Origin of the sequence: Nocardia asteroides (assembly GCF_900637185.1) — a bacterium.
GTDB classification, from domain to species: domain Bacteria; phylum Actinomycetota; class Actinomycetes; order Mycobacteriales; family Mycobacteriaceae; genus Nocardia; species Nocardia asteroides.
Genome location: NZ_LR134352.1, coordinates 305118 through 325258, shown reverse-complemented (window position 1 = coordinate 325258; position 20141 = coordinate 305118). Strand labels below are relative to the sequence as shown.

Below are 20141 nucleotides of genomic sequence, written 5' to 3'. Positions count from 1 at the left end.
CGCTGTTAGTTTCGGGTGATGGACGCCGAAGAACGTCAGGCCTATTACGCCGAGAACGAGCGTCGTAGGCGGCGGGCCAAAGAGCTGTTCGACGAGCGCACCTGGACTTTTCCGATCGACGACGCGATCGTGGCGTGGGCGGGCCGGATCTTCACCGGTCCCGCCGCCGGGCTGCCACTGCGCGAGGAGCATCGGGGCCCGTGGTCGGCGGAGGTCGGTTACGCCACGCCCATCGGTCTCACCGGGGTCATGGGGAAGCTTCTCGATCGCGCGGTCGCCGACGGCATCGTGCGGCTGCCCGAACCCGGTCGGATCGATTCGGCCTACTCGACGCGGCACGAGTACTACGAGACCACCGACGGCATCGGTTACGGCTTCTATCCCACCCGCACCGACGAGCTCATCGTCTACGCCGGCTCGGCGGTGAAGTTCGAGGCGATCGAGCGGTGGCCCGAGGTCGGGCCCGGCGCCGCGGTGCGGGTCGTGCGCGAGGTGATCGCGACCTTCGACACTCCGCGGCCGGGGTTTCAGCAGGCCCCGTCGAACTGGCGGGGCTGATCCGGCGGCGCTACAGGGGGACCGCCGTTTCGAGGATCTCGATTACCTCGTCGAGCTGGCCGATGACGAAAAGCTCGGTGCCGGTGTCGGTCTCGATGAGCAGGCGGGTGCGCAGGCCGCCGCTGAACAGGCCGCCGTCCGGGCTCTGCCGTCCGACGGCGCGAACCTGGCCCAGTGACACCTCCCAGCGCTTGCCGCCGGTGAGCGCGTCCAGGTGGTTGGGCACGAAGAGCAGGCGGGCTCCGGTCAGGTAGAGGCGTCCGCCGACGGCCCTGCCACCCTGCGTTCGATTGGCGAGCTGCTGCCAGATCACCTTCTCGGAGGCGTCCAGCTCGGGGCTACCGATCCACAATCCCATCAGTCATTCCTTGCGTCGATCCCGGCGTTCGTGCCAGAGAATCGACATCCGGCCGGGCACCGTTAATGGCGCCCGGCCGGATGTCGGGATCAGGCGCTGTCGGTATCGCCGTTCGACAGCGCCTTCTGCAGGGAGTTGAAGACTGTCAGACCCTGGCCGACCATGCCGTTGACCAGTTCGCCGACGCCGTCGGGCCCGTTGAGGACGGTCAGGTTGGCGTTGGCGAGGCCGGTGGAGGCCTGCTTGACGATCTCGGGCAGTTGCTCGATGAGCAACTGGTCCAGGGCGATCCGGTTGTTGGAGGCGGCGGCCTCGGCCTGGATGCGGGTGCGGTCGGCCTCTGCCTCGGCGAGAATCCGGACGCGTTCCGCCTCGGCCAGTGCGGGTTTCACGACCTCGGCCTGGAGTTCCTGTTCCCGCAGTTCGGCGTTCTTGCGGGCCTGCTCGGCCTGGGCGGTGAGGACTTCCTGCCGCGCGATGGCGTCGGCGAGCGGACCGGCCTGTGCCGCTTCGGCATTGGCCTTGTCGATATCGCGCTGATACTGCGCCTTGAGGATCGAGGTCTCCCGCTCGTATTCGGCACGGCGGCGCAGGGATTCCTGCTCGGCCTCGGCGGCCCGCTGCGCGGCCTGGGCCTGGGCGATCTGGGCGTCGCGCTGCACGGCCGCGTTGTGCGGTGCGGCGAGGGCGTTGATGTAGCCGAGGTTGCCGTCGTCGATGGACTGGATCTGGAACGAGTCGACCCACAGGCCGATATTGCTCATCTCCACCTTGGACGCGATCAGCACCTCGTCGGCCAGCTTCTGGCGCTCGCGGATGATCTCCTCGACCGTCATCGAGCCGACGATCGAGCGCAGGTGGCCGGAGAAGATCCGCCCGGTGAGCACCGACATCTCCTGCTCCTGCTCGGAGAGGAAGCGCTGGGCGGCGTTGACGATGGACGGGGTGTCGTTGGCGACCTTGAACGCGATCACCGCGCGCACGTCGAGCTGGATCGCCTGCTTGGTGACACAGCGTTCCTTGATCTCGGATTCGAACATGGCCAGCGACAGGTAGCGGACCTTGCGGAACAGCGGGATCACCCAGGTGCCGCGACCGATGACGACCTTGAACGGCGCGTTGTCCTTGGTCTTGGCGCCACTGACCAGCATGGCCTCGTCGGGATCGGGGACGTGATAGCCCAGCATGTGAGCCCCTTCTCTCAGTTCTCTTGCGGCAGTTGCGGTGTGAGGGGGATCCAGACGACGACATCGACGATGCGTCCCGGATGGACCGCGACGATCAGCACGGTGGTCCCGGCCGCGATCGGCTCGTCGGCGCGGGCGAGGTAGAGCTCGGTGCCCCCGCGAATCGCCACCAGCACTTCGCCCAGCGCGCCCGCCCCCCGGATCGGTGACGTGATGGTGCCCGTCAGGCCGTGCACCGGGTCGGTCATCGCGGCTGAACCTCCCTGTGTCGCACCGGTCGACGTCAGCGTACGGCGCGCGGCCTTTCGGTGGGTTTCAATTTTCTTATTGACAGCATGCTGTCAAATATGACAGGATACTGTCATGACGATGCGAACAGTCCACATGGCCGTTTACGACACCCTCGCCGACTGGGAGGTGGGCGCCGCCACCGCGCAGCTCGCCAACAGCAGCTGGCATCGCGAGCCGGGCACCTTCCAGGTGAAGACGGTGGGGTTGACCACCGAGCCGATCACCACGATGGGCCGCCTGCGGGTCACGCCCGATCTCGCGCTGGCCGATCTCGATCCGGCCGACAGCGCGATGCTGATCCTGCCCGGCGCCGATCTGTGGGAGGGCGAGGAGCTGGTGCCGTTCGCGGACAAGGCGCGCGAGTTCGTCGCGGCGGGCGTGCCGGTCGCCGGTATCTGCGGCGCCACCTTCGGGCTGGCCAAGGCGGGGCTGCTCGACGATCGCGCGCACACCTCCAACGCCGCCGAATACCTGATGTACAGCGGGTATTCGGGCGCGGACAACTATGTGGACACGCCCGCGGTCACCGATCGCGATGTGATCACCGCCGACGGGATGTCGCCGTTCGAGTTCGCCAGGGAGGTCTTCACCCGGCTCGAGGTCTCGGAGCCGCACGTCATCGACGCCTGGTACGCGCTGTTCGCGCATCGTGATCCCGCGGCCTACGCGGTGCTCGCCGACTACGAGGCCAGCCGGGTCTGATGGACGACAGTCAGGAACTGTTCGCCACGGCCGCCATCACGTCCTTCCGTCTCAACGGCCAATTCCTCGCCATCGCCGAGGAATTGGCCGCCCCGGCGGGCCTCACCGCCGCCTGGTGGCAGGTCCTCGGCGCCGTCCTCGCCGAACCGCTCCCGGTGGCGGGTATCGCCCGGGCGATGGGCATCACCCGTCAGAGCGTGCAGCGCATCGCCGACCTGCTGGTCGACAAGGGCCTGTGCGAATACCGCCCCAACCCCGCCCACAAACGCGCCAAACTCGTCGCCGCAACCGACGCGGGCCTGGCCGCCGTCCAGCGCATCAACCCCCAGCACGCCGCGTTCGCCCACCGCCTCGCCGAAGAACTGGGCCCCACCGAATTCCGCACCGTCGTCGCCGCCCTCACCCGCCTGTCCGCCGCCGTCGACACCGTCACGGGGGCGGCCCCCTAGCGAATTTCGGCCGACAGCGCGACGCCCCCGGCACCGGAAGGTGTCGGGGGCGTCGGGGTGGTCGGGGTCAGCTCTGGAGGGCGACCTCGATTTCGAGGGTGAGGGTGATCTTGTCGCCGATGACGGCGCCGCCGTCGGGGAGCGGCATGTCGATGTCGAGGCCGAAGTCGCGGCGGGAGACCACGGTCTTGGCTTCGAAGCCGGCGACCGGGCCGTTGCCCATGCCCGGGTTGACGCCGAGGAACTCGACCTCGAGGGAGACCGGCTTGGTGTTGCCGCGGACGGTGAACTCGCCGTCGACGACGAAGTCGCTGCCCTCGCCGCGGAAGCCGGTGGACTTGAAGGTCATCACCGGGAACTGCTCGGCGTGGAAGAAGTCGGCGGTGCGCAGGTGGCCGTCGCGCTGGGCGTTGTCGGTGGTGAGGGAGTCGACGCGGATCTCGGCGGTGGCCGAGGCGGAGCCGTCCTCGCCGATGACGAGGGCGCCGTCGAAGTCGGTGAAGCGGCCGCGGACCTTGCTCACCATCAGGTGGCGAACGGAGAAGCCGACGGTGGAGTGGCTGGGGTCGATGGCCCAGGTGCCCGCGGTGAGGCCGTTGGCGAGTGCGGTGGTCATGGGAACTCCTTGTGGGGGTTGGGTTCTAGCGCGGAAGGTTGGCGGCGAGCAGGTCCGCGAACGGGGTCGGCTCGTCGTACGGGTCGGCGGGTCCGGCGCTGGGCCTGCCGAGGATCTGGGTGGCGAATTCGCCTGCGGCGCGGTCGATCCTGTTGTTGAGGGACTGGTCGGCGCCGCGTGCGCCCCAGTCCGGGGAAGCGGCGTACACGGCGGTGGGTACGACGACGGAACGCAGGTAGGCGAACAGCGGACGGACCGCGTGCTCGAGTGCCAGCGAGTGGCGTTCGGTGCCGCCGGTGGCACCGGCCAGAACCGGCTTGCCCGCGAGCGAATCCGGTTCCAGCACATCGAAGAAGGTCTTGAACAGACCGCTGTAGGAGGCACTGAAGATCGGGGTCACCGCGATCAGGCCGTCGGCGCCGACGACGTGATCGATCGCGGTCCGCAGCGACGGGGCCGGGAACCCGGTGAGCAGGTTGTCGGCGAGGTCGCGGGCGTGGTCGCGCAGGTCGACGAAGTCGAGTTCCACCTCGGCACCCGCGGCGCGCAGTTCGCGGGCGGTGGCGGTGGCCAGCCGGTCGGCCAGCAGCCGGGTCGACGAGGGCTGCGAGAGCCCGGCCGACACCACCGCGATGTGGGTGGTCATGCGGTCACCTCCGTGGCGTTCTTCGCCGCGAGCAGCGATGCGTGCGTCGGCGCGTCGGGTACGTGGGCGGGGCGCCCGGCCGCGAATTCCTTGCGCAGCACCGGGATCACTTCCTCGCCGAGCAGGTCGAGCTGTTCGAGCACCGTCTTCAGCGGCAGGCCCGCGTGGTCGACCAGGAACAGCTGGCGCTGGTAGTCGCCGAAGTGCTCGCGGAAGGTGAGCGTCTTCTCGATGACCTGCTCCGGGCTGCCCACGGTGAGCGGGGTCTGCTCGGTGAACTCCTCCAGCGACGGGCCGTGTCCGTAGACGGGCGCGTTGTCGAAGTAGGGCCGGAACTCCCGGACCGCGTCCTGCGAGTTCTTGCGCAGGAACACCTGACCGCCGAGGCCGACGATCGCCTGGTCGGCGCTGCCGTGACCGTAGTGCTCGTAGCGGCGGCGGTACAGCTCGATCAGCCGCTGGAAGTGGTCGGTGGGCCAGAAGATGTGGTTGGCGAAGAAGCCGTCGCCGTAGTAGGCGGCCTGTTCGGCGATCTCCGGGCTGCGGATGGAGCCGTGCCAGACGAACGGCGGGACGTCGTCGAGCGGGCGCGGGGTGGAGGTGAACGACTGCAGCGGGGTGCGGAACTTGCCCTCCCAGTCCACGACGTCCTCGCGCCAGAGCCGGTGCAGCAGGTGGTAGTTCTCGATGGCCAGCGGGATGCCGTCGCGGATGTCCTTGCCGAACCACGGGTAGACCGGGCCGGTGTTGCCGCGGCCCAGCATCAGGTCGACGCGGCCGTCGGCCAGGTGCTGCAGCATCGCGAAGTCCTCGGCAATCTTCACCGGGTCGTTCGTGGTGATCAGCGTGGTCGAGGTGGACAGCATGATCTTGTCGGTGCGGCCGGCGATGTAGCCGAGCATGGTCGTCGGCGAGGACGGCACGAAGGGCGGGTTGTGGTGCTCGCCCATCGCGAAGACGTCCAGACCCACCTCCTCGGCCTTCTGCGCGATCGCGACCATCGCCTTGATCCGCTCGGCCTCGGTGGGGGTGCGGCCGTTCGTGGGGTCGGTGGTCACATCGCCCACGGTGAAGATTCCGAACTGCACGGGCCCTCCTTTGGTTGCCATGGCAACTATAACCACGGCAGCCGGGAACCTATTCCAGTGAGACGCAGCTCACACCCGGCTCACTCCAGGAAGGGGGTCCGAGTGCGATTGAGCAGGTCGGCGACCGAGTCGACGACCAGGGTGGGGCGGAACGGGTATTTCTCGACCGAGGACTTGGTGGAGATGCCCGAGGTGACCAGGATCGTGCGCATGCCCGCTTCCAGGCCCGAGATGACGTCGGTGTCCATCCGGTCGCCGATCATCACCGTCGACTGCGAATGCGCGCCGATGCGGCGCAGCGCCGAACGCATCATCAGCGGATTGGGCTTGCCCACGTAGTACGGCTCCTTGCCGGTGGCCCGGGTGATGAGGGCCGCGACCGAGCCGGTGGCCGGGAGTACGCCGTCGCGGGACGGGCCGGTGGCGTCGGGATTGGTGGCGATGAACTTGGCGCCCCGCTCCACCAGGCGGATCGCGGTGGTGATCGCCTCGAAGGAGTAGGTGCGGGTCTCGCCGAGCACCACGTAGTCGGGGTCGCTGTCGGTGAGTACGTAGCCGATCTCGTGCAGGGCGGTGGTCAGGCCGGACTCGCCGACGACATAGGCGGTGCCGTTGGGGCGCTGGTCGTCGAGGAAGGTGGCGGTGGCCAGCGCCGAGGTCCAGATGGATTCCTCGGGGATGTCGAGGCCGGTGTGGCGCAGGCGGGCCTGCAGGTCGCGCGGGGTGCGGATCGAGTTGTTGGTCAGCACGAGGAACGGGATCTCGTTCTCGCGCAGTTCGGCCAGGAACTCGTCGGCGCCGGGGATCAGTTGATCCTCGTGCACCAGCACGCCGTCCATGTCGGTCAGGTACGACAAGATCTGCTCATCCTTGGCGGTCACCAGCTAATCATCCGCTAAATATGGGATCGGTGCGAGCCGCCGCTACCGGACAGTCGGGGCCGGTGTTGGTTAGTGTCGAAGCGGCAGGGGCCGCGACGAAGCGAACGACAGGAGTGGCTGAGATGGTTGATCTCAAGCTCGGATACAAGGCATCGGCAGAGCAGTTCGGGCCGCGCGAGCTCGTCGAGCTGGCGGTGGCCGCCGAGGAACACGGTCTCGACAGCGCGACCGTGAGCGATCACTTCCAGCCGTGGCGGCACAACGGCGGACACGCGCCGTTCTCGCTGGCCTGGCTGGCCGCCACCGGTGAGCGGACCGAGCGGATCATGCTCGGCACCTCGGTGCTCACCCCCACCTTCCGCTACAACCCGGCGGTGATCGCGCAGGCCTTCGCCACCTTCGGCTGCCTGTACCCGGGCCGGGTGATGCTCGGTGTGGGCACCGGCGAGGCGCTCAACGAGATCGCCACCGGCTACAAGGGCGAATGGCCCGACTTCAAGGAGCGGTTCGCCCGGCTGCGCGAATCGGTGCAGCTCATGCGGGCCCTGTGGACCGGCGAGCGCACCGATTTCGAGGGCGAGTACTACCACACCGTCGGCGCCTCCATCTATGACGTGCCCAAGGGCGGCATCCCCGTCTACATCGCGGCGGGTGGCCCGGTGGTGGCCCGTTACGCGGGTCGCGCGGGTGACGGTTTCATCTGCACCTCCGGCAAGGGCATGGACCTCTACACCGAGAAGCTGATGCCCGCGGTGGCCGAGGGCGCCGAGAAGGTGGGCCGCGACGCCGGCGAGATCGACAAGATGATCGAGATCAAGATCTCCTACGACACCGATCCCGAACTGGCGCTGCAGAACACGCGCTTCTGGGCACCGCTGTCGCTGAGCGCGGAGCAGAAGCACGACATCACCGACCCGATCGAGATGGAGGCCGCCGCCGACGCGCTGCCGATCGAACAGGTCGCCAAGCGCTGGATCGTGGCCAGCGATCCGGACGAGGCCGTCGCCCAGATCAAGCCGTACCTGGACGCGGGCCTGAACCACCTGGTCTTCCACGCGCCCGGCCACGACCAGCTGCGCTTCCTCGACCTGTTCCAGCGCGATCTGGCGCCGCGCCTGCGCGCGCTGGGCTGACCCGTCGACGGTGGGTCCGGTCGGTCGGCCGGGCCCACCCGTCAGCGCAGCGAGCAGGCCGGCTCGCCCGCCTCGGCGGCCAGCGCCTCGGCCAGCTGGGCGGCCAGTTGCCGCCGGATCGCGGCCAGTCGCGCGGCCGCCGCGTCGACCTCGTCGAGTTTGCGGCGCAGTTCGCCGACCGAGCCGGGGCAGCCGTCGCCCGAGTCGTCGCCGGCGCGCAGGCAGGCGACGAACGGATGCATGTCGGCCAGCTCGAAACCGACCGTGCGCAGCGCGTTGATCTTGCGCACCACGCGCAGTTCCACCTCGTCGTAGATCCGGTAGCCCTTGGCGTCGCGGCGCGGCTCGATCAGGCCCTGCTGCTCGTAGTAGCGCAGGGCGCGAGCGCTGGAACCGGTGCGCTCGGCCAGTTCACCGATCAACATGCGACCTCCTCGACAACCGTGGGCGCCAAGGTAGACCTTGCCGTCGGCGTCAAGGCAACAACGCCGGGAGCTCGCTCGCTATGCCCGGCGCAGCGCGAACATGCGCAGATCGCGGGTGGTGCGGTCGCGGTAGGCGGCGTACGCGCCGGTGATCTCGATGAACCGGGCGTAGAGGGCGTCCTTGTCCGCGTCGGGCACCGGGGTGGCCACGACCGGAATGCGCTGACCGGCGATGGCCACGGTGGCCGCCGGATCGGCGAGCAGATTGCCGGTCCAGGCCGGGTGATGCGCCTGGCCGAAGTTCGAGCCGACCACGTACAGGGTGTCGCCGTCGTGCACGTAGAGCAGCGGCTGGGTGCGCGCGACGCCGGACTTACGGCCGGTGGTGGTCAGCAGGATCACCGGGGCGCCGATCGGGCCCAGCACCGTGTACTTGGCGTCGGTGCGTTCCAGTAGGGCCCGGTCCAGCGGGGTGATCGTGCGGATCAGCCAGGATCCCGGCTTGGTGGCGGCGAAACGATTGGCCGCGCGCGACAGCGGATTCGTGCGAGAGCCCCACTGGCGGTCCGGGAACTGCGAAGTCATGGGCGGACTATAACGCGGTCGAACGCACCACACCGAACGCCCGAATCGCCATCGATTAACTAAGCTCGCGACCATGGTCGAACAATCGCCGTCCGCTGTGTACATCGCCTCGCCCGAGGGTGACACCGGAAAATCCACGGTGGCGCTCGGCGTGCTGCAGATGGTGTGCGCCACCGCGGCGCGGGTGGGCGTGTTCCGCCCGATCACCCGTTCGACCGACGAACCCGACTACATCCTCGAACTGCTGCTCGAGCACAGCACCGCCGACATCGGCTACGACCAGGCCGTCGGCGTCACCTACGAGGACGTGCACCGCGACCCGGACGCCGCGATCAGCGAGATCGTCATGCGGTTCCACGACGTGGCCAAGGCCTGCGACGCGGTGGTGATCGTGGGCAGCGACTACACCGACGTCGCCAGCCCCAGCGAACTGCGCTACAACGCGCGCATCGCGGTGAACCTGGGCGCGCCGGTGCTGCTGGTGGTGCGCGGCGCCGAGCGCACGCCCGCCGAGGTCAAGCACCTGGTCGAGCTGTGTTCCACCGAACTGGCCGCCGAGCACGCGCAGCTGGTGGCGGTGGTGGCCAACCGCTGCGAGCCGGCCGAGATCGACGAGATCGGGGCCGCCCTGGACGGTTTCGACGTGCCGTCGTGGACCCTGCCCGAGGTGCCGCTGCTGATGGCGCCCACGATGGGCGAGCTGTGCGGCGCCATCGACGGCGAGATCTACAGCGGCGACCCGGAACTCTTACAGCGCGAGGCCTTACGGATCATGGTCGGCGGCATGACCGCCGAGCACATCCTGGAGCGGCTGTCCGACGGTGTGGTCGTGATCGCGCCCGGCGACCGGTCCGACGTGCTGCTCAGCGTGGTCAACGCCCATGAGGCCGAAGGCTTTCCGTCGCTGGCCGGCGTCATCATGAACGGCGGCATCCGCCCGCACCCGGCGATCGCCCGGCTGATGGAGGGCCTGCACCCCAAGCTGCCCATCCTCACCACCGAGCTCGGCACCTACGACACGGCCAGCGCCGTGCACGGCACCCGCGGCCGGATGTGGGCGGGCAGCCCGCTCAAGGTCGACACCGCGCTGGCCCTGATGGAACAGCGCGTCGACGCCGCCGCCCTGCTGGAACGGATCCAGGTGCCGTCCTCGACCGTGGTGACGCCGCAGATGTTCGAATACCGGCTGATCGAGCGGGCCCGCGCCGACCGCAAGCGCATCGTGCTGCCCGAGGGCGACGACGACCGCATCCTGCGCGCGGCGGGCCGGGTGCTGCAGCGCAAGATCGCCGATCTGACCATCCTCGGCGACGAGAACTCGGTGCGGGCCAGGGCCGCCGAACTCGGCGTCGACATCGCCGCCGCGCAGGTGCTGGACCCGCGCACCTCCGGCTACCTCGACGAATTCGCCGCCGAGTACACCGAATTGCGCAAACACAAGGGCATGACGCTCGAGCGCGCCCGCGAAACCATGGCCGACATCTCGTATTTCGGCACCATGATGGTCTACAAGGGGATCGCCGACGGCATGGTCTCCGGCGCCGCGCACACCACCGCGCACACCATCCGGCCCTCCTTCGAGATCATCAAGACCGTGCCCGGTGTCTCCACCGTGTCCAGTGTGTTCCTGATGTGTCTGGCCGACCGGGTGCTGGCCTACGGCGACTGCGCGGTGGTGCCCGACCCCACCTCCGAGCAGCTGGCCGACATCGCGATCTCCTCGGCGGGCACCGCGGCCCGGTTCGGCATCGACCCGCGGGTGGCCATGCTGTCGTACTCCACCGGCGCCTCGGGCAGCGGCGCCGACGTCGACAAGGTGCGCACCGCCACCGAATTCGTGCGCGAGCGCGCGCCGCAGCTGCCGGTGGAGGGGCCGATCCAGTACGACGCCGCGATCGAGCCCGCCGTGGCCAGCACCAAGCTGCCGGACTCCGAGGTGGCCGGCCGGGCGACGGTGTTCGTCTTCCCCGACCTCAATACCGGCAACAACACCTACAAGGCCGTGCAGCGCAGCGCGGGCGCGGTGGCGATCGGGCCGGTGCTGCAGGGTCTGCGCAAGCCGGTCAACGACCTCTCGCGGGGCGCGCTCGTCGCCGACATCGTCAACACGGTGGCCATCACCGCCATCCAGGCTCAGGGAGACTCGGCATGATCGGTCAGCGCCCGGAGGCGGTAGCTCGCGTAACCACGCAGGGCGCCCGAGCAGGCCGGATGGAGGCAGCGTGAGCGATTTGGTCTTGGTATTGAACTGCGGGTCGTCGTCGATCAAATATCAGCTGCTGCACGCCGATTCGGCCGAAGTGCTGGCCTCGGGGCTGGTCGAGAAGATCGGGGAGTCACACGGTGGGCGGATCGTGCACGAATGCGGTGAGCGCAAGCTCGTGCACGAGGGCACCATCGCCGATCACCGTGCCGGGCTGCGGCAGGCCTTCGAGATGTTCCGGGAGACCGGAATCGACCTGACCACCGTCGGAATCGGCGCGGTCGGGCACCGCGTGGTGCACGGCGGCGAGGTGTTCTGGCAGCCGACGCTGATCACCGACGAGGTGCTGCGCACCATCGACGAACTGTCGGTCCTGGCGCCGCTGCACAACCCGGCCAATGTGATCGGCATCGAGTCGACCAGGGAGCTGCTGCCGGGCGTGCCCGAGGTGGCGGTGTTCGACACCGCCTTCTTCCACACCCTGCCCGAGGCGGCCCGCACCTACGCGATCGACGCGAAAACCGCCGCCGCGCACGGTGTCCGCAAGTACGGCTTCCACGGCACCTCGCACGAATACGTGTCGGGCAAGGCCGCCGAGTACCTGGGCAGGCCGGTCGAGGAGCTCAATCAGATCGTCTTCCATCTGGGCAACGGCGCCTCGGCCTCGGCCGTCGCCGGTGGCGTCGCGGTGGACACCACCATGGGCATGACTCCGCTCGAGGGCCTGGTGATGGGGACCCGGCCCGGCGATCTGGACCCGGGCATCATGCCGCACCTGATGAATGTCGCCGGACTGGATCAGGCCGGGGTGGAACAGCTGCTCAACCGCAACTCCGGGATCAAGGGCCTGTCGGGCGTCAACGACTTCCGCGAATTGCAGCAGCTCATCGACAACGGTGACGCGGCCGCGAAACTCGCCTACGACGTCTACATCCACCGGCTGCGCCGCTACCTCGGCGCCTACCTGGTGGAACTCGGCAGCGTGGACGCCATCGTCTTCACCGCGGGCGTCGGCGAGAACAGCGCGTCGGTGCGCGCCGACGCGCTCGCGGGGCTGGCGAACCTGGGCATCGAGGTCGACCCGGTGCGCAACGAGACCAGAACGCCCGGCGTGCGGCACATTTCGCCGGAGTTCGCGCCGGTGCACGTGCTGGTGGTGCCGACCAACGAGGAACTCGCGATCGCCCGTGCCGCGCACCGGCTGGTGGAATCGGCCTAGAACCAGGACTTGGCGCGGATCGCGTTGGCCAGGTCGACCAGGGCGTAGCGGTGGGCCCGGCCCGGCGCGTTGCGGGCCAGGGCGCGCAGGCCGGATTCGGTGCCGTCGCGCAGGTCGCGTTCGTCGAAGGGACGGCCGAACAGCTTGGCGTCCTTGCGTTTCGGGGTATTCCCGGCCTGGAGCCAGGCCAGGGCGGTGCCCTGGACCAGGGTGCGCATGAGGGTGGCGCGGTGCTCGCCCGGCGGGATGGCCTGGGCGCGCGAGGCCGCCAGGCGCAGGATTTGCTCGTCCAGGTCGGCGACCGGAGTGCTGGTGAGCAACAACAGGATGGCCGTGGTCTGGGCGGTGGTGAAGTGGCGGGAGGCCGCGGGGACGTCGTCGAGCGCGTGCACCGCCTCGCCGACCCGGCCCGCGATGGCCAGCTGCCTGGCCAGTCCGAAGGCCGCGCTCACCACGGCGCGATCGGTGCGCCACACGGTGTCGTAGTAGCGCTCGGCGAAGGAGCGCCACTGTTCGGGCGCGTCGGTATCCCAGTGCTGCAGAATCAGTTCCGCGGTGGCGGCCAGGGCCAGCTTGGGGGCGATCTCTCCGGGCAATACCCGCAGCACCGCCTCGAAGGAGGCGAACGCGGCCTCGAAGTCCAGCTCCAGCAGATGGGCCTGGCCGGTGAACCAGTCCGCGCGCCAATCGGTGTCGCCGAGTACGCGTTCGAGCAGGTGCAGCACGGCCGCCGACTCGCCGAGTTCGAGGCGGGCGCGCGCTTCGGCGAAGACCAGCTCGCCCGCCAGCGTCTCCGGCGCGTTGTCCGGATCGGCCTCGGCGCGTTCGCGGGCCTCGTGCAGAGCCTCCAGCACCCGTTCCGGCTCCAGGTTGGCGGTGGCGGCCAGCAGCGGCGCCGACGGATCTGCCGGGTCGATCAGCGGAATCGGCAGGGCGGCAACGACATCGCCGGAGTCGAGCAGCGGGGAGCGGCCGACGCCGTCGAGGTAGGCGTCGGTCTGGCTGATCAGTTCCTCGGTGCCGAAGCTGGTGCGCTGCGGACTGAACACGGTGGACAGCTGGGGATGCTCGGAGCCGGTGTCGTAGGCCAGGATCTCCCGCAGCACGCCCGCCAGCTGCGCCGACATGGCGCGCGCCGACGGAAACCGCAGCGCCGGGTCGGTGTCGGTGGCGGTGAGCAGGAAGCGATGGAAGAACTCGTAGCGGGCCAGCAGCGGTTCGGCGGCGGGATCGGGGATGCCGTCGAGGTAGCGGCCGTGTTCGGAGGGCAGGTGCAGGGTGAGCGCGGCCAGCGTGCGCCCGACCGTGTACACATCCGAGGCCGGGGTGGGGCCGGTCCGCGCGATCTCGGGCGCCTGGAAACCCTTGGTGCCGTACAGGTTCCCGTAGGCCTCGATGGTGGCGACCGCGCCGAGGTCGATGAGTTTCACCTGGTCCTCGGTGACCATCACATTGTCGGGCTTGAGGTCGTTGTAGGTCAGGCCGATGGAATGCAGGTGGTCGAGCGCGGGCAGGATCTCCAGCACGTAGGCGATGGCCTCGGCCAGCGGCATCCGCTCACCGGCGGGCCTGGCTTCGAGGATGTCGCGCAGCGAATGGCCGCCGACGTATTCCATGACGATGTAGCCGATGCTGGATCCGTCGGGCGCGGTGTGCTCGACGAAGTTGTGGATCTTGACGATGCTCGGGTGCGCCACCTCGGCCAGGAACTGCCGCTCGGCCACCGCGACGGCCTGGGCCTCGGCGTCACCGGCGTGCAGCAAGCCCTTGAGCACCACCCAGCGGTCGCTGACATTGCGGTCGATGGCCAGGTAGATCCAGCCGAGGCCGCCGTGCGCGATACAGCCCTGGATCTCGTACTGTCCGGCGACCATGTCGCCCTCGTGCAGCGACGGGCGGAAATCGTAGGCGGCGCCGCAGGTTTCGCAGACACCGGCCGAGGACGCCGCGTGCGCCGGGGTCGACCGGCCCACCGGATTCGCGCAGCGCCAGCAGAACCGCCTGCCCTCCGAGACGACCGGATCGGCCAGCACCGCGTCGCGCGGATCGGCGGGCGTGACGGTCGGGATCGGTACCAGGCCGGCGCCGAGCCTGCGCGTCGGCCGCGACCGCGCGGTGCGCACGCTGCGGCCCGACCGGGCGGTGCTCGGGCCGGTCTGCGGGCTGGAAGCCCAGGTCGCGCCACCGGATTCGACCGGGGTGGCCTGCGTCCCCGGCGGTTCGGTGACGCGGAACGCGGCCTCGGTGGCGGGCGCGACGGCGGCGCGCTGGGTGGCCTGGGTGGCGGGCGGACGGGCGGCGGCGATCTCGGTGGGCGCGTGCGCGGCCTGCTTCGGCGGCGGGACCGGCAGCGGCATGGTCTCGTCCTCGGCAGGTGCCGGCGGCAGCGTCCAGCCGCCGGGCAGCTGGCCCTCGGGCCGCTGCGTCAGCTGCGTGGGTTCCTGGCGCGCCGGATCTTCCTGCGCTGGTTCGCCGTTCGGCGGTGGCTCGGTACTCATCGCGCTCAGTCCTGATACGTCGGGGCCGGCGGGCTCGGCGTCTCCCCGAGCGTGGCGAGCCAGCGGCGGTGGATACGCAGCCAGGTGCCGTCGTTGCGGATGCGTTCCAGGGTGGCGTTGACGAAACGGACCAGGTCGTCGTCGCCCTTGGGAATGCCGATGCCGTACGGCTCGGCGCTGATGCTGTCCCCGACCACCTCGGTGTAGGGGTCCTGCGCGGCCAGGCCGGCCAGGATGGCGTCGTCGGTGCTCACCGCGTCGACCTGCCGCTGCTGCAACACCACCAGGCAGTCCGCCCAGGTCGGCACCGTGAGGATGGTGGCGGCGGGCTGGTCGCGGCGGATGTGGTCGAGCGAGGTGGTGCCACGCGCCACGCACACCCGCTTGCCCGCCAGATCGGCCAGGCCGTTGATGCCGGAGTTCTTCACCGCGAGCACCCGCTGATCGGCCCGCAGATACACGGTGGAGAACGCCACCCGCTGCCGCCGCTCGCAGGTGATCGTCATCGTCTTGGCGATCAGGTCCACGGTGTGGTCCTGCAACGCGCGCTCGCGCTCTTCCGAAGCGAGACTGCGGTATTCGATCAGGTCGGGGTTGCCGAGCAGGTCGCGGGCGATCTCGCGGGCGATGTCGGCGTCGAAGCCCACGATGCGCCCGGTGAGCGGATCGCGGAAGCTGAACAGGTTGCTGCCCGCGTCCAGGCCGACGACGAGCCTGCCGCGCGCGCGGATGGCATCGATCCGCGGGCCGCGCGCGGTGCTCGGGCGCAGACTGGCGGTGGGGTCCCCGCACTGCTCGCCCGCGCGGGCAGGTACCGGGGTGTCGGTGCCGATCGGGATCGCCTTGGCAGGCAGCGGCGGCTCGGAGTAGACGGTGTGGTCGTCGGGCGCCGGGGCACTGTCGGAACAGCCGCCGACCAGCGCGGCCGCCGCCAGCAGCAGCGCCGCGACCGCGCGCCCGCGTCTCACCGGTACTCCCGCAGTCGCGGCCACAGTCCCAGCGCCACGCACACCGCGGCCACGATGCCTAGGACGAACGCGCCGGGCGCGAGGAAGGCCAGCACGTCGACGGCCTGGGAGACCTTGTCGCGCAGGGTATCCCTGGTGGCCGCGGCGGCCTTGTCCAGCGCCCGGTCGATCGCGTCGACCTGGGCGGCCGCGTCGGCGGCGCTCGGGCCGGTGGCCACGGCCGCCGCGCCGGTGAAGTCACCGCGCGCGAGGGTGTCGTTCATCCGCTGATGGGCGGCCTGCCAGCGGGTGAGCGCGGCGCGCGCGTCGGCGACCTCGGCGCGGGCGGGCGCGTCCTCGGGGTAGCCGGCCAGCAGTTCGGTCAGGCGCGTGGTGTTGGTGTCGAAGGTGCGGTCGTAGTCGCCGGTGGCGTCGCGGCGCACCAGTTTCACCATCTCCGCCGACCTGGCCTGCTGCACCAGGATGCGGCTCTCGGCCAGCCGGGCCGCGGGGACAGCGCCCTGATCGCGGCAGCGGATCATCGACACCGCCGACACCGAGCCCGCCGCGACCGTCCACACCAGCGTCAGCGCCAGCGCGCCGGTGCCGATCAGCAGGCCCATGTTGAACACCCGGCGCGAGCGCCTGGCCAGTTCCACCTGCACCCAGATCAGCGCGCCCAGCGTCAGCATGAGCAGCACGATCGCGGGCCACGGCGGCAGCACGTGCCGGTGCTGGGCGCCGGTCACCGCGTCGAGCCGGTGGCTCTCCAGTTCCTCGGCCATCGGCAGCAGCGTGGTCTGCATCTGGTGCGAGGCCTCGCTGAGATAGGCCGCGCCGACCGGGTAGCCGTTGCGGTTGTTGGCGCGCGCGGTCTCGATCAGGCCGGTGTAGACCGGCAGGCCGGTGGCGATGCCGGTGCGCAGCCTGCGGTCGGTGCCGGACGGGTCGGCCGCCTCCTCCACCGAGATGTGCCCGGCCTGGGTCACCAGTTCGGCGGCGGCCTCGCCGATGGCCTGGGTGTAGCGGTCGCGCACGGCCTTGGGTTCGATGCCGCCCGCGATGAACGCGGTGCCCGCGGCCGCGTCGGCGATCGAGAGCGAGGTGTAGAGGTGATTGGCCGAGTGGGCGTCGGGTTCGGTGTCGTCGAGCAGGACGCCGAGCGCTTGCTGGCGATCGCTGACCGTGGTGGAAGTGACCGCCCCCGCGGTGACGCACAGCACCATCAGCACCAGTCCGGCGGCCACCAGCCGACCCGGCGAGGACTGCACGAAACCGCGTAAACGTGCCGGATGGAACTGTGCGCGCAGCGCCTTCACATCCGGCGCGGGCGGCCGGTCGGCGACGATGGCCGGGCGGCGCAGAGTGCCGCGCCTGCCCGTCAGCACCTCGGTCCGGGCCGGCTCGGACCCCGCCGTACCCGTCGTGGCCTGCGGCGACGGGCCCGAACGAACGGCCGCCACCTCCGTCGAGGCAGTGCGATTCCCCGGGTCGACCATCGTTCACCTCCCCGTGCTGTCCGCGCACCACTGATGGTGCGGAGTTTATTGTGGTCCTACCGGTGGCGCAGCCCCTCAGACACCCCCGAAGCGGTTGCTGCTCGGCTGCTACGGAGGAAAGAGTATTGGATGCGCGGTGACGGAGACGGCTGGTCGGACAGCCCGGGTGGGGTACGCCACTGGGGCAAGTACGGCGCGGCGGGGCTGCTGCTGCGCGCGCCACTGCCCCGGGGCGGCTCGGCGGTGCTGTTGCAGCACCGGGCGCCGTGGAGTCATCAGGGCGGGACCTGGGCCATCCCCGGTGGTGCCCGCGACTCGCACGAGACGCCCGAACACGCCGCGGTCCGGGAAGCCTGGGAGGAGGCGGGCATCACCGCCGACGCGCTGCGGGTGCGCGCCGAACTGCTCACGATGACCGCGCCCAGCGGCTGGACCTACACCACCGTGGTCGCCGACGCCGAGAGCCCGCTGGCCACCGTCGCCAACCGGGAGAGCTCCGAGCTGGTGTGGGTGCCCGAGGACGAGGTCACCGACCTGCCCCTGCACCCCGGCTTCGCGCTGGCCTGGCAGACGCTGCGGGCCGCGCCGGTGCGCCTGCGCTTCGCCGCCGAGCCCGTGGCGCCCGACCTGCCGCGCACGGTCGAACTCGACGACCGCGGCTTCTTCTGGCTGCACACCCAGGCCGACGGTCCCGGCACCGAGGTGACGGTGGGCGCCGAACCCGCCGACGACCTCACCGCCGCGCTGACCAAGCTGCTGTCCTGAGCTATCCGGCCGCGGCGAGCAGGGCCTGTTTGAGCTCGCGCGCCGCGGCTTCCGGATCGGAGGCCTCGGTGATCGCGCGGACCACGACCACCCGCGACGCGCCCGCGTCCAGCACCTCGGGCAGTCGCTCGGCATCGACACCGCCGATCGCGAACCACGGCATGGTCGGGTGCGCGTCGGCGGTCGAGCGCACGAGGTCGAGGCCCGCGGCCTGGCGGCCCGGCTTGGTGGGAGTGGTCCAGATGGGGCCGGTGCAGAAGTAGTCGAGGTGGCCGTCGATGGCGGCCAGCCCGGCCTGCGCGCGATTGTGCGAGGACCGGCCGATCACCACGTCGGGGCCGAGGATGCGGCGCGCGTAGGCGGGCGGCAGGTCACCCTGGCCCAGATGCAGGACGTCGGCGCCCGCGGCCAGCGCGATATCGGCGCGGTCGTTCACCGCGAGCAGGGCGCCGTGCCTGCGGGTGGCCGCCTTGATCTCGGCGAGCGCGCCCAGCTCGGCCTTCGCCTCGAGCGGGCCGAACTCGGCTTCGCCCGGCGACCCCTTGTCTCTGAGCTGGACGATGTCCACGCCACCGGCCAGCGCGGCATCCACGAAGCGGGCCAGATCGCCCTTCTCCCGGCGCGCGTCGGTGCACAGATACAGCAGCGCGCTCGACAGGCGCTCCCTGGGCGGGACGGATCGATTCGGATGGGAGGGCTGCACAGTGACGACGGTAGTCGCGCTACCGTTGAGACGCGAACGCCGAGGCGCTCGGCAGGCGGAAAAAGACAGGTGGAACGTGATGCGAACTCTGGCGGTCGTTGGCGGCGGCGCCGTCGGACTCGCCGTCGCATGGCAGGCCGCCGAGGCGGGCTGGACCGTCACCGTCTTCGATCCGGCGCCCGGCTCGGGCGCGTCGTTCGTCGCGGGCGGCATGCTCGCGCCGCTGTCGGAGGGCTGGCCGGGGGAGGACCGCGTGCTCGGCTTCGGCGCCGCGGCACTGGCCGCCTGGCCCGGATTCGCCGAGCGGCTGCGGGCGGTGACGGGGGAGTCGGTGTTCGTCGCCGACGAGACCCTGACCGTGGCCCTCGACGGCGCCGACGCCGCCGACCTGCGCACCGTCGCCGACTGGCTGGCCGGGTTCGGGCACGACCTGCGGGTCCTCGACCGCGCGGGCGTGCGGGCGCTGGAACCGGCGCTGGCCCGCACGGTCCGCGCCGGGTTGCTCGCGTCGGCCGAACCCGCCGTCGACAATCGCCGGGTGCTGCGTGGATTGCAGGCTGCCTGTGTCGCGGCCGGGGTGCGGGTGCGCGCGGAAACCGTTGTCTCGCTGGATGATCTGCCGCACGACCGGGTGGTACTCGCCGCGGGCGCGCACTCGGCCGAGCTGTGGCCCGGACTGCCCGTGCGACCGGTGAAGGGCGAGATCCTGCGACTGCGCCATCGGCCCGGCGTGCGCCCGGCGCCGACCAGGGTGATCCGGGCCCGGGTGCACGGCAGGCAGGTGTACCTGGTGCCGCGCGCCGACGGCATCGTCGTCGGCGCCACACAATACGAGGCCGGCTTCGACACCACGGTGACCGTCGGCGGGGTGCGCGACCTGATCGCCGACGCCGAGGCGGTGCTGCCCGGCATCGAGGAGTACGAACTGGCCGAGGCGAGCGCGGGCGCCCGGCCCGGCACGCCCGACAACCTGCCGCTGCTCGGCCCGCTCGACGACCGGGTGGTCGCGGCCACCGGCCACGGCCGCAACGGCATGCTGACCCTCGCGCTCACCGCGACCCTCGTTCCCGGACTGCTCGACGGTGAGTCGCCCGAGGAAGCGCGCGTCGCTTCACCGCAACGCTTTCCGGCGTTGCAGCTGTCCCCAGGAGGAGTTCGATGACCTCGACCATCCCGATCGGCGTCACCGTCAACGGTGTCGACCACGAGTTCGCCGAGCCGCTCAGCATCCGCGAACTGCTGACCCGGCTCGAACTGCCCTGCCAGGGCGTCGCCCTGGCGGTCGACGGCGCGGTGTTCCCGAAGTCGCGCTGGGACGAGCAGGTCGCCCGCGGCTGGACCATCGAGGTGCTCACGGCGGTGCAGGGTGGCTGAGCCCGCACCGCTGC

Annotated in this window: 22 protein-coding genes; 9 read left to right on the top strand and 13 right to left on the bottom strand. The window is 70.5% G+C overall.

Annotated features, from left to right (window positions below; genetic code table 11):
* Positions 1-18 precede the first annotated feature (18 nt).
* Complete coding sequence (locus EL493_RS01690) at positions 19-558, top strand: hypothetical protein (protein ID WP_019049712.1); 540 nt, start codon at positions 19-21, stop codon at positions 556-558.
* A gap of 10 nt (positions 559-568) precedes the next feature.
* On the opposite strand, the gene EL493_RS01685 is transcribed toward EL493_RS01690, so the two are convergent.
* The 3 genes from EL493_RS01685 to EL493_RS01675 all read right to left on the bottom strand — a co-directional run bounded on the left by EL493_RS01685 (position 569) and on the right by EL493_RS01675 (position 2351).
* A complete protein-coding gene (locus EL493_RS01685) occupies positions 569-916 on the bottom strand; it encodes a hypothetical protein (RefSeq protein WP_019049711.1) in 348 nt (115 codons plus the stop codon).
* Positions 917-1005: 89 nt separating this feature from the next.
* Positions 1006-2103: an SPFH domain-containing protein gene (locus tag EL493_RS01680; RefSeq protein ID WP_019049710.1), complete on the bottom strand. Its 1098-nt coding sequence runs from the start codon at positions 2101-2103 to the stop codon at positions 1006-1008.
* 14 nt (positions 2104-2117) lie between these two features.
* Positions 2118-2351 carry a hypothetical protein gene (locus EL493_RS01675; RefSeq protein WP_019049709.1) on the bottom strand — a complete coding sequence of 78 codons (234 nt, stop codon included), beginning with the start codon at positions 2349-2351 and terminating at the stop codon, positions 2118-2120.
* 121 nt (positions 2352-2472) lie between these two features.
* On the opposite strand from EL493_RS01675, the gene EL493_RS01670 reads away from it, so the two are divergent.
* Together EL493_RS01670 and EL493_RS01665 are read left to right on the top strand one after the other, a co-directional pair.
* Positions 2473-3096 (top strand): DJ-1/PfpI family protein, encoded by a 624-nt coding sequence (locus tag EL493_RS01670; protein WP_197724375.1) that lies wholly within the window; start codon positions 2473-2475, stop codon positions 3094-3096.
* On the top strand, positions 3096-3545 hold the full coding sequence (locus tag EL493_RS01665; protein ID WP_019049707.1) for a MarR family winged helix-turn-helix transcriptional regulator: 450 nt from the start codon (positions 3096-3098) through the stop codon (positions 3543-3545). Before EL493_RS01670 ends, EL493_RS01665 begins: the two co-directional genes overlap by 1 nt.
* A 67-nt stretch (positions 3546-3612) precedes the next feature.
* Here the strand turns inward: EL493_RS01665 and EL493_RS01660 are convergent, their stop codons facing one another.
* From EL493_RS01660 to EL493_RS01645, 4 genes are all read right to left on the bottom strand, one after another.
* On the bottom strand, positions 3613-4161 hold the full coding sequence (locus tag EL493_RS01660) for a YceI family protein (RefSeq protein WP_019049706.1): 549 nt from the start codon (positions 4159-4161) through the stop codon (positions 3613-3615).
* Positions 4162-4186: 25 nt separating this feature from the next.
* Entirely contained in the window at positions 4187-4807 is a 621-nt protein-coding gene (locus tag EL493_RS01655; RefSeq protein WP_019049705.1) for an FMN reductase, read from the bottom strand.
* On the bottom strand, positions 4804-5895 hold the full coding sequence (locus EL493_RS01650) for an LLM class flavin-dependent oxidoreductase (protein WP_019049704.1): 1092 nt from the start codon (positions 5893-5895) through the stop codon (positions 4804-4806). The genes EL493_RS01655 and EL493_RS01650 overlap by 4 nt, the downstream gene beginning before the upstream one ends.
* 80 nt (positions 5896-5975) lie before the next feature.
* Positions 5976-6734, bottom strand: a complete 759-nt coding sequence (locus EL493_RS01645; protein ID WP_198040924.1) for an HAD-IIA family hydrolase — start codon at positions 6732-6734, stop codon at positions 5976-5978.
* Positions 6735-6898: 164 nt separating this feature from the next.
* On the opposite strand from EL493_RS01645, the gene fgd reads away from it, so the two are divergent.
* The gene (gene fgd, locus EL493_RS01640; protein ID WP_019049702.1) at positions 6899-7909 is read left to right on the top strand and encodes a glucose-6-phosphate dehydrogenase (coenzyme-F420); all 1011 of its coding nucleotides are present in this window, start codon (positions 6899-6901) and stop codon (positions 7907-7909) included.
* A gap of 41 nt (positions 7910-7950) precedes the next feature.
* Here fgd and EL493_RS01635 read toward each other — a convergent pair whose 3' ends face one another.
* Complete coding sequence (locus EL493_RS01635; RefSeq protein WP_019049701.1) at positions 7951-8334, bottom strand: MerR family transcriptional regulator; 384 nt, start codon at positions 8332-8334, stop codon at positions 7951-7953.
* Positions 8335-8412: 78 nt separating this feature from the next.
* Positions 8413-8919, bottom strand: a complete 507-nt coding sequence (locus tag EL493_RS01630) for a nitroreductase/quinone reductase family protein (RefSeq protein ID WP_019049700.1) — start codon at positions 8917-8919, stop codon at positions 8413-8415.
* A 73-nt stretch (positions 8920-8992) separates the two neighbouring features.
* On the opposite strand from EL493_RS01630, the gene pta reads away from it, so the two are divergent.
* Both pta and EL493_RS01620 read left to right on the top strand, forming a co-directional pair.
* On the top strand, positions 8993-11071 hold the full coding sequence (pta, locus tag EL493_RS01625) for a phosphate acetyltransferase (RefSeq protein ID WP_019049699.1): 2079 nt from the start codon (positions 8993-8995) through the stop codon (positions 11069-11071).
* 70 nt (positions 11072-11141) lie between these two features.
* Complete coding sequence (locus EL493_RS01620; protein ID WP_022566105.1) at positions 11142-12341, top strand: acetate kinase; 1200 nt, start codon at positions 11142-11144, stop codon at positions 12339-12341.
* On the opposite strand, the gene EL493_RS01615 is transcribed toward EL493_RS01620, so the two are convergent.
* From EL493_RS01615 to EL493_RS01605, 3 genes are read right to left on the bottom strand one after another with little or no spacing between them, the layout of a single operon-like run.
* Complete coding sequence (locus EL493_RS01615) at positions 12338-14839, bottom strand: tetratricopeptide repeat protein (protein ID WP_019049697.1); 2502 nt, start codon at positions 14837-14839, stop codon at positions 12338-12340. The genes EL493_RS01620 and EL493_RS01615 overlap by 4 nt on opposite strands.
* A 5-nt stretch (positions 14840-14844) precedes the next feature.
* Positions 14845-15807, bottom strand: coding sequence for a glutamate ABC transporter substrate-binding protein (locus tag EL493_RS01610; protein WP_022566106.1), 963 nt, complete (start codon positions 15805-15807; stop codon positions 14845-14847).
* Positions 15804-17249, bottom strand: coding sequence for a hypothetical protein (locus EL493_RS01605; RefSeq protein ID WP_138490465.1), 1446 nt, complete (start codon positions 17247-17249; stop codon positions 15804-15806). Before EL493_RS01605 ends, EL493_RS01610 begins: the two co-directional genes overlap by 4 nt.
* A 165-nt stretch (positions 17250-17414) precedes the next feature.
* Between EL493_RS01605 and EL493_RS01600 the strand changes: the two genes are divergently transcribed.
* Positions 17415-18050 carry an NUDIX hydrolase gene (locus tag EL493_RS01600; protein WP_019049693.1) on the top strand — a complete coding sequence of 212 codons (636 nt, stop codon included), beginning with the start codon at positions 17415-17417 and terminating at the stop codon, positions 18048-18050.
* A gap of 1 nt (position 18051) precedes the next feature.
* Here EL493_RS01600 and thiE read toward each other — a convergent pair whose 3' ends face one another.
* The gene (thiE, locus tag EL493_RS01595; protein WP_019049692.1) at positions 18052-18753 is read right to left on the bottom strand and encodes a thiamine phosphate synthase; all 702 of its coding nucleotides are present in this window, start codon (positions 18751-18753) and stop codon (positions 18052-18054) included.
* Between the two features lie 79 nt (positions 18754-18832).
* Between thiE and thiO the strand changes: the two genes are divergently transcribed.
* Positions 18833-19915: a glycine oxidase ThiO gene (gene thiO / locus EL493_RS01590; RefSeq protein WP_019049691.1), complete on the top strand. Its 1083-nt coding sequence runs from the start codon at positions 18833-18835 to the stop codon at positions 19913-19915.
* Positions 19912-20127 (top strand): sulfur carrier protein ThiS, encoded by a 216-nt coding sequence (gene thiS / locus EL493_RS01585; protein ID WP_019049690.1) that lies wholly within the window; start codon positions 19912-19914, stop codon positions 20125-20127. The genes thiO and thiS overlap by 4 nt, the downstream gene beginning before the upstream one ends.
* Positions 20128-20141 lie beyond the last annotated feature (14 nt).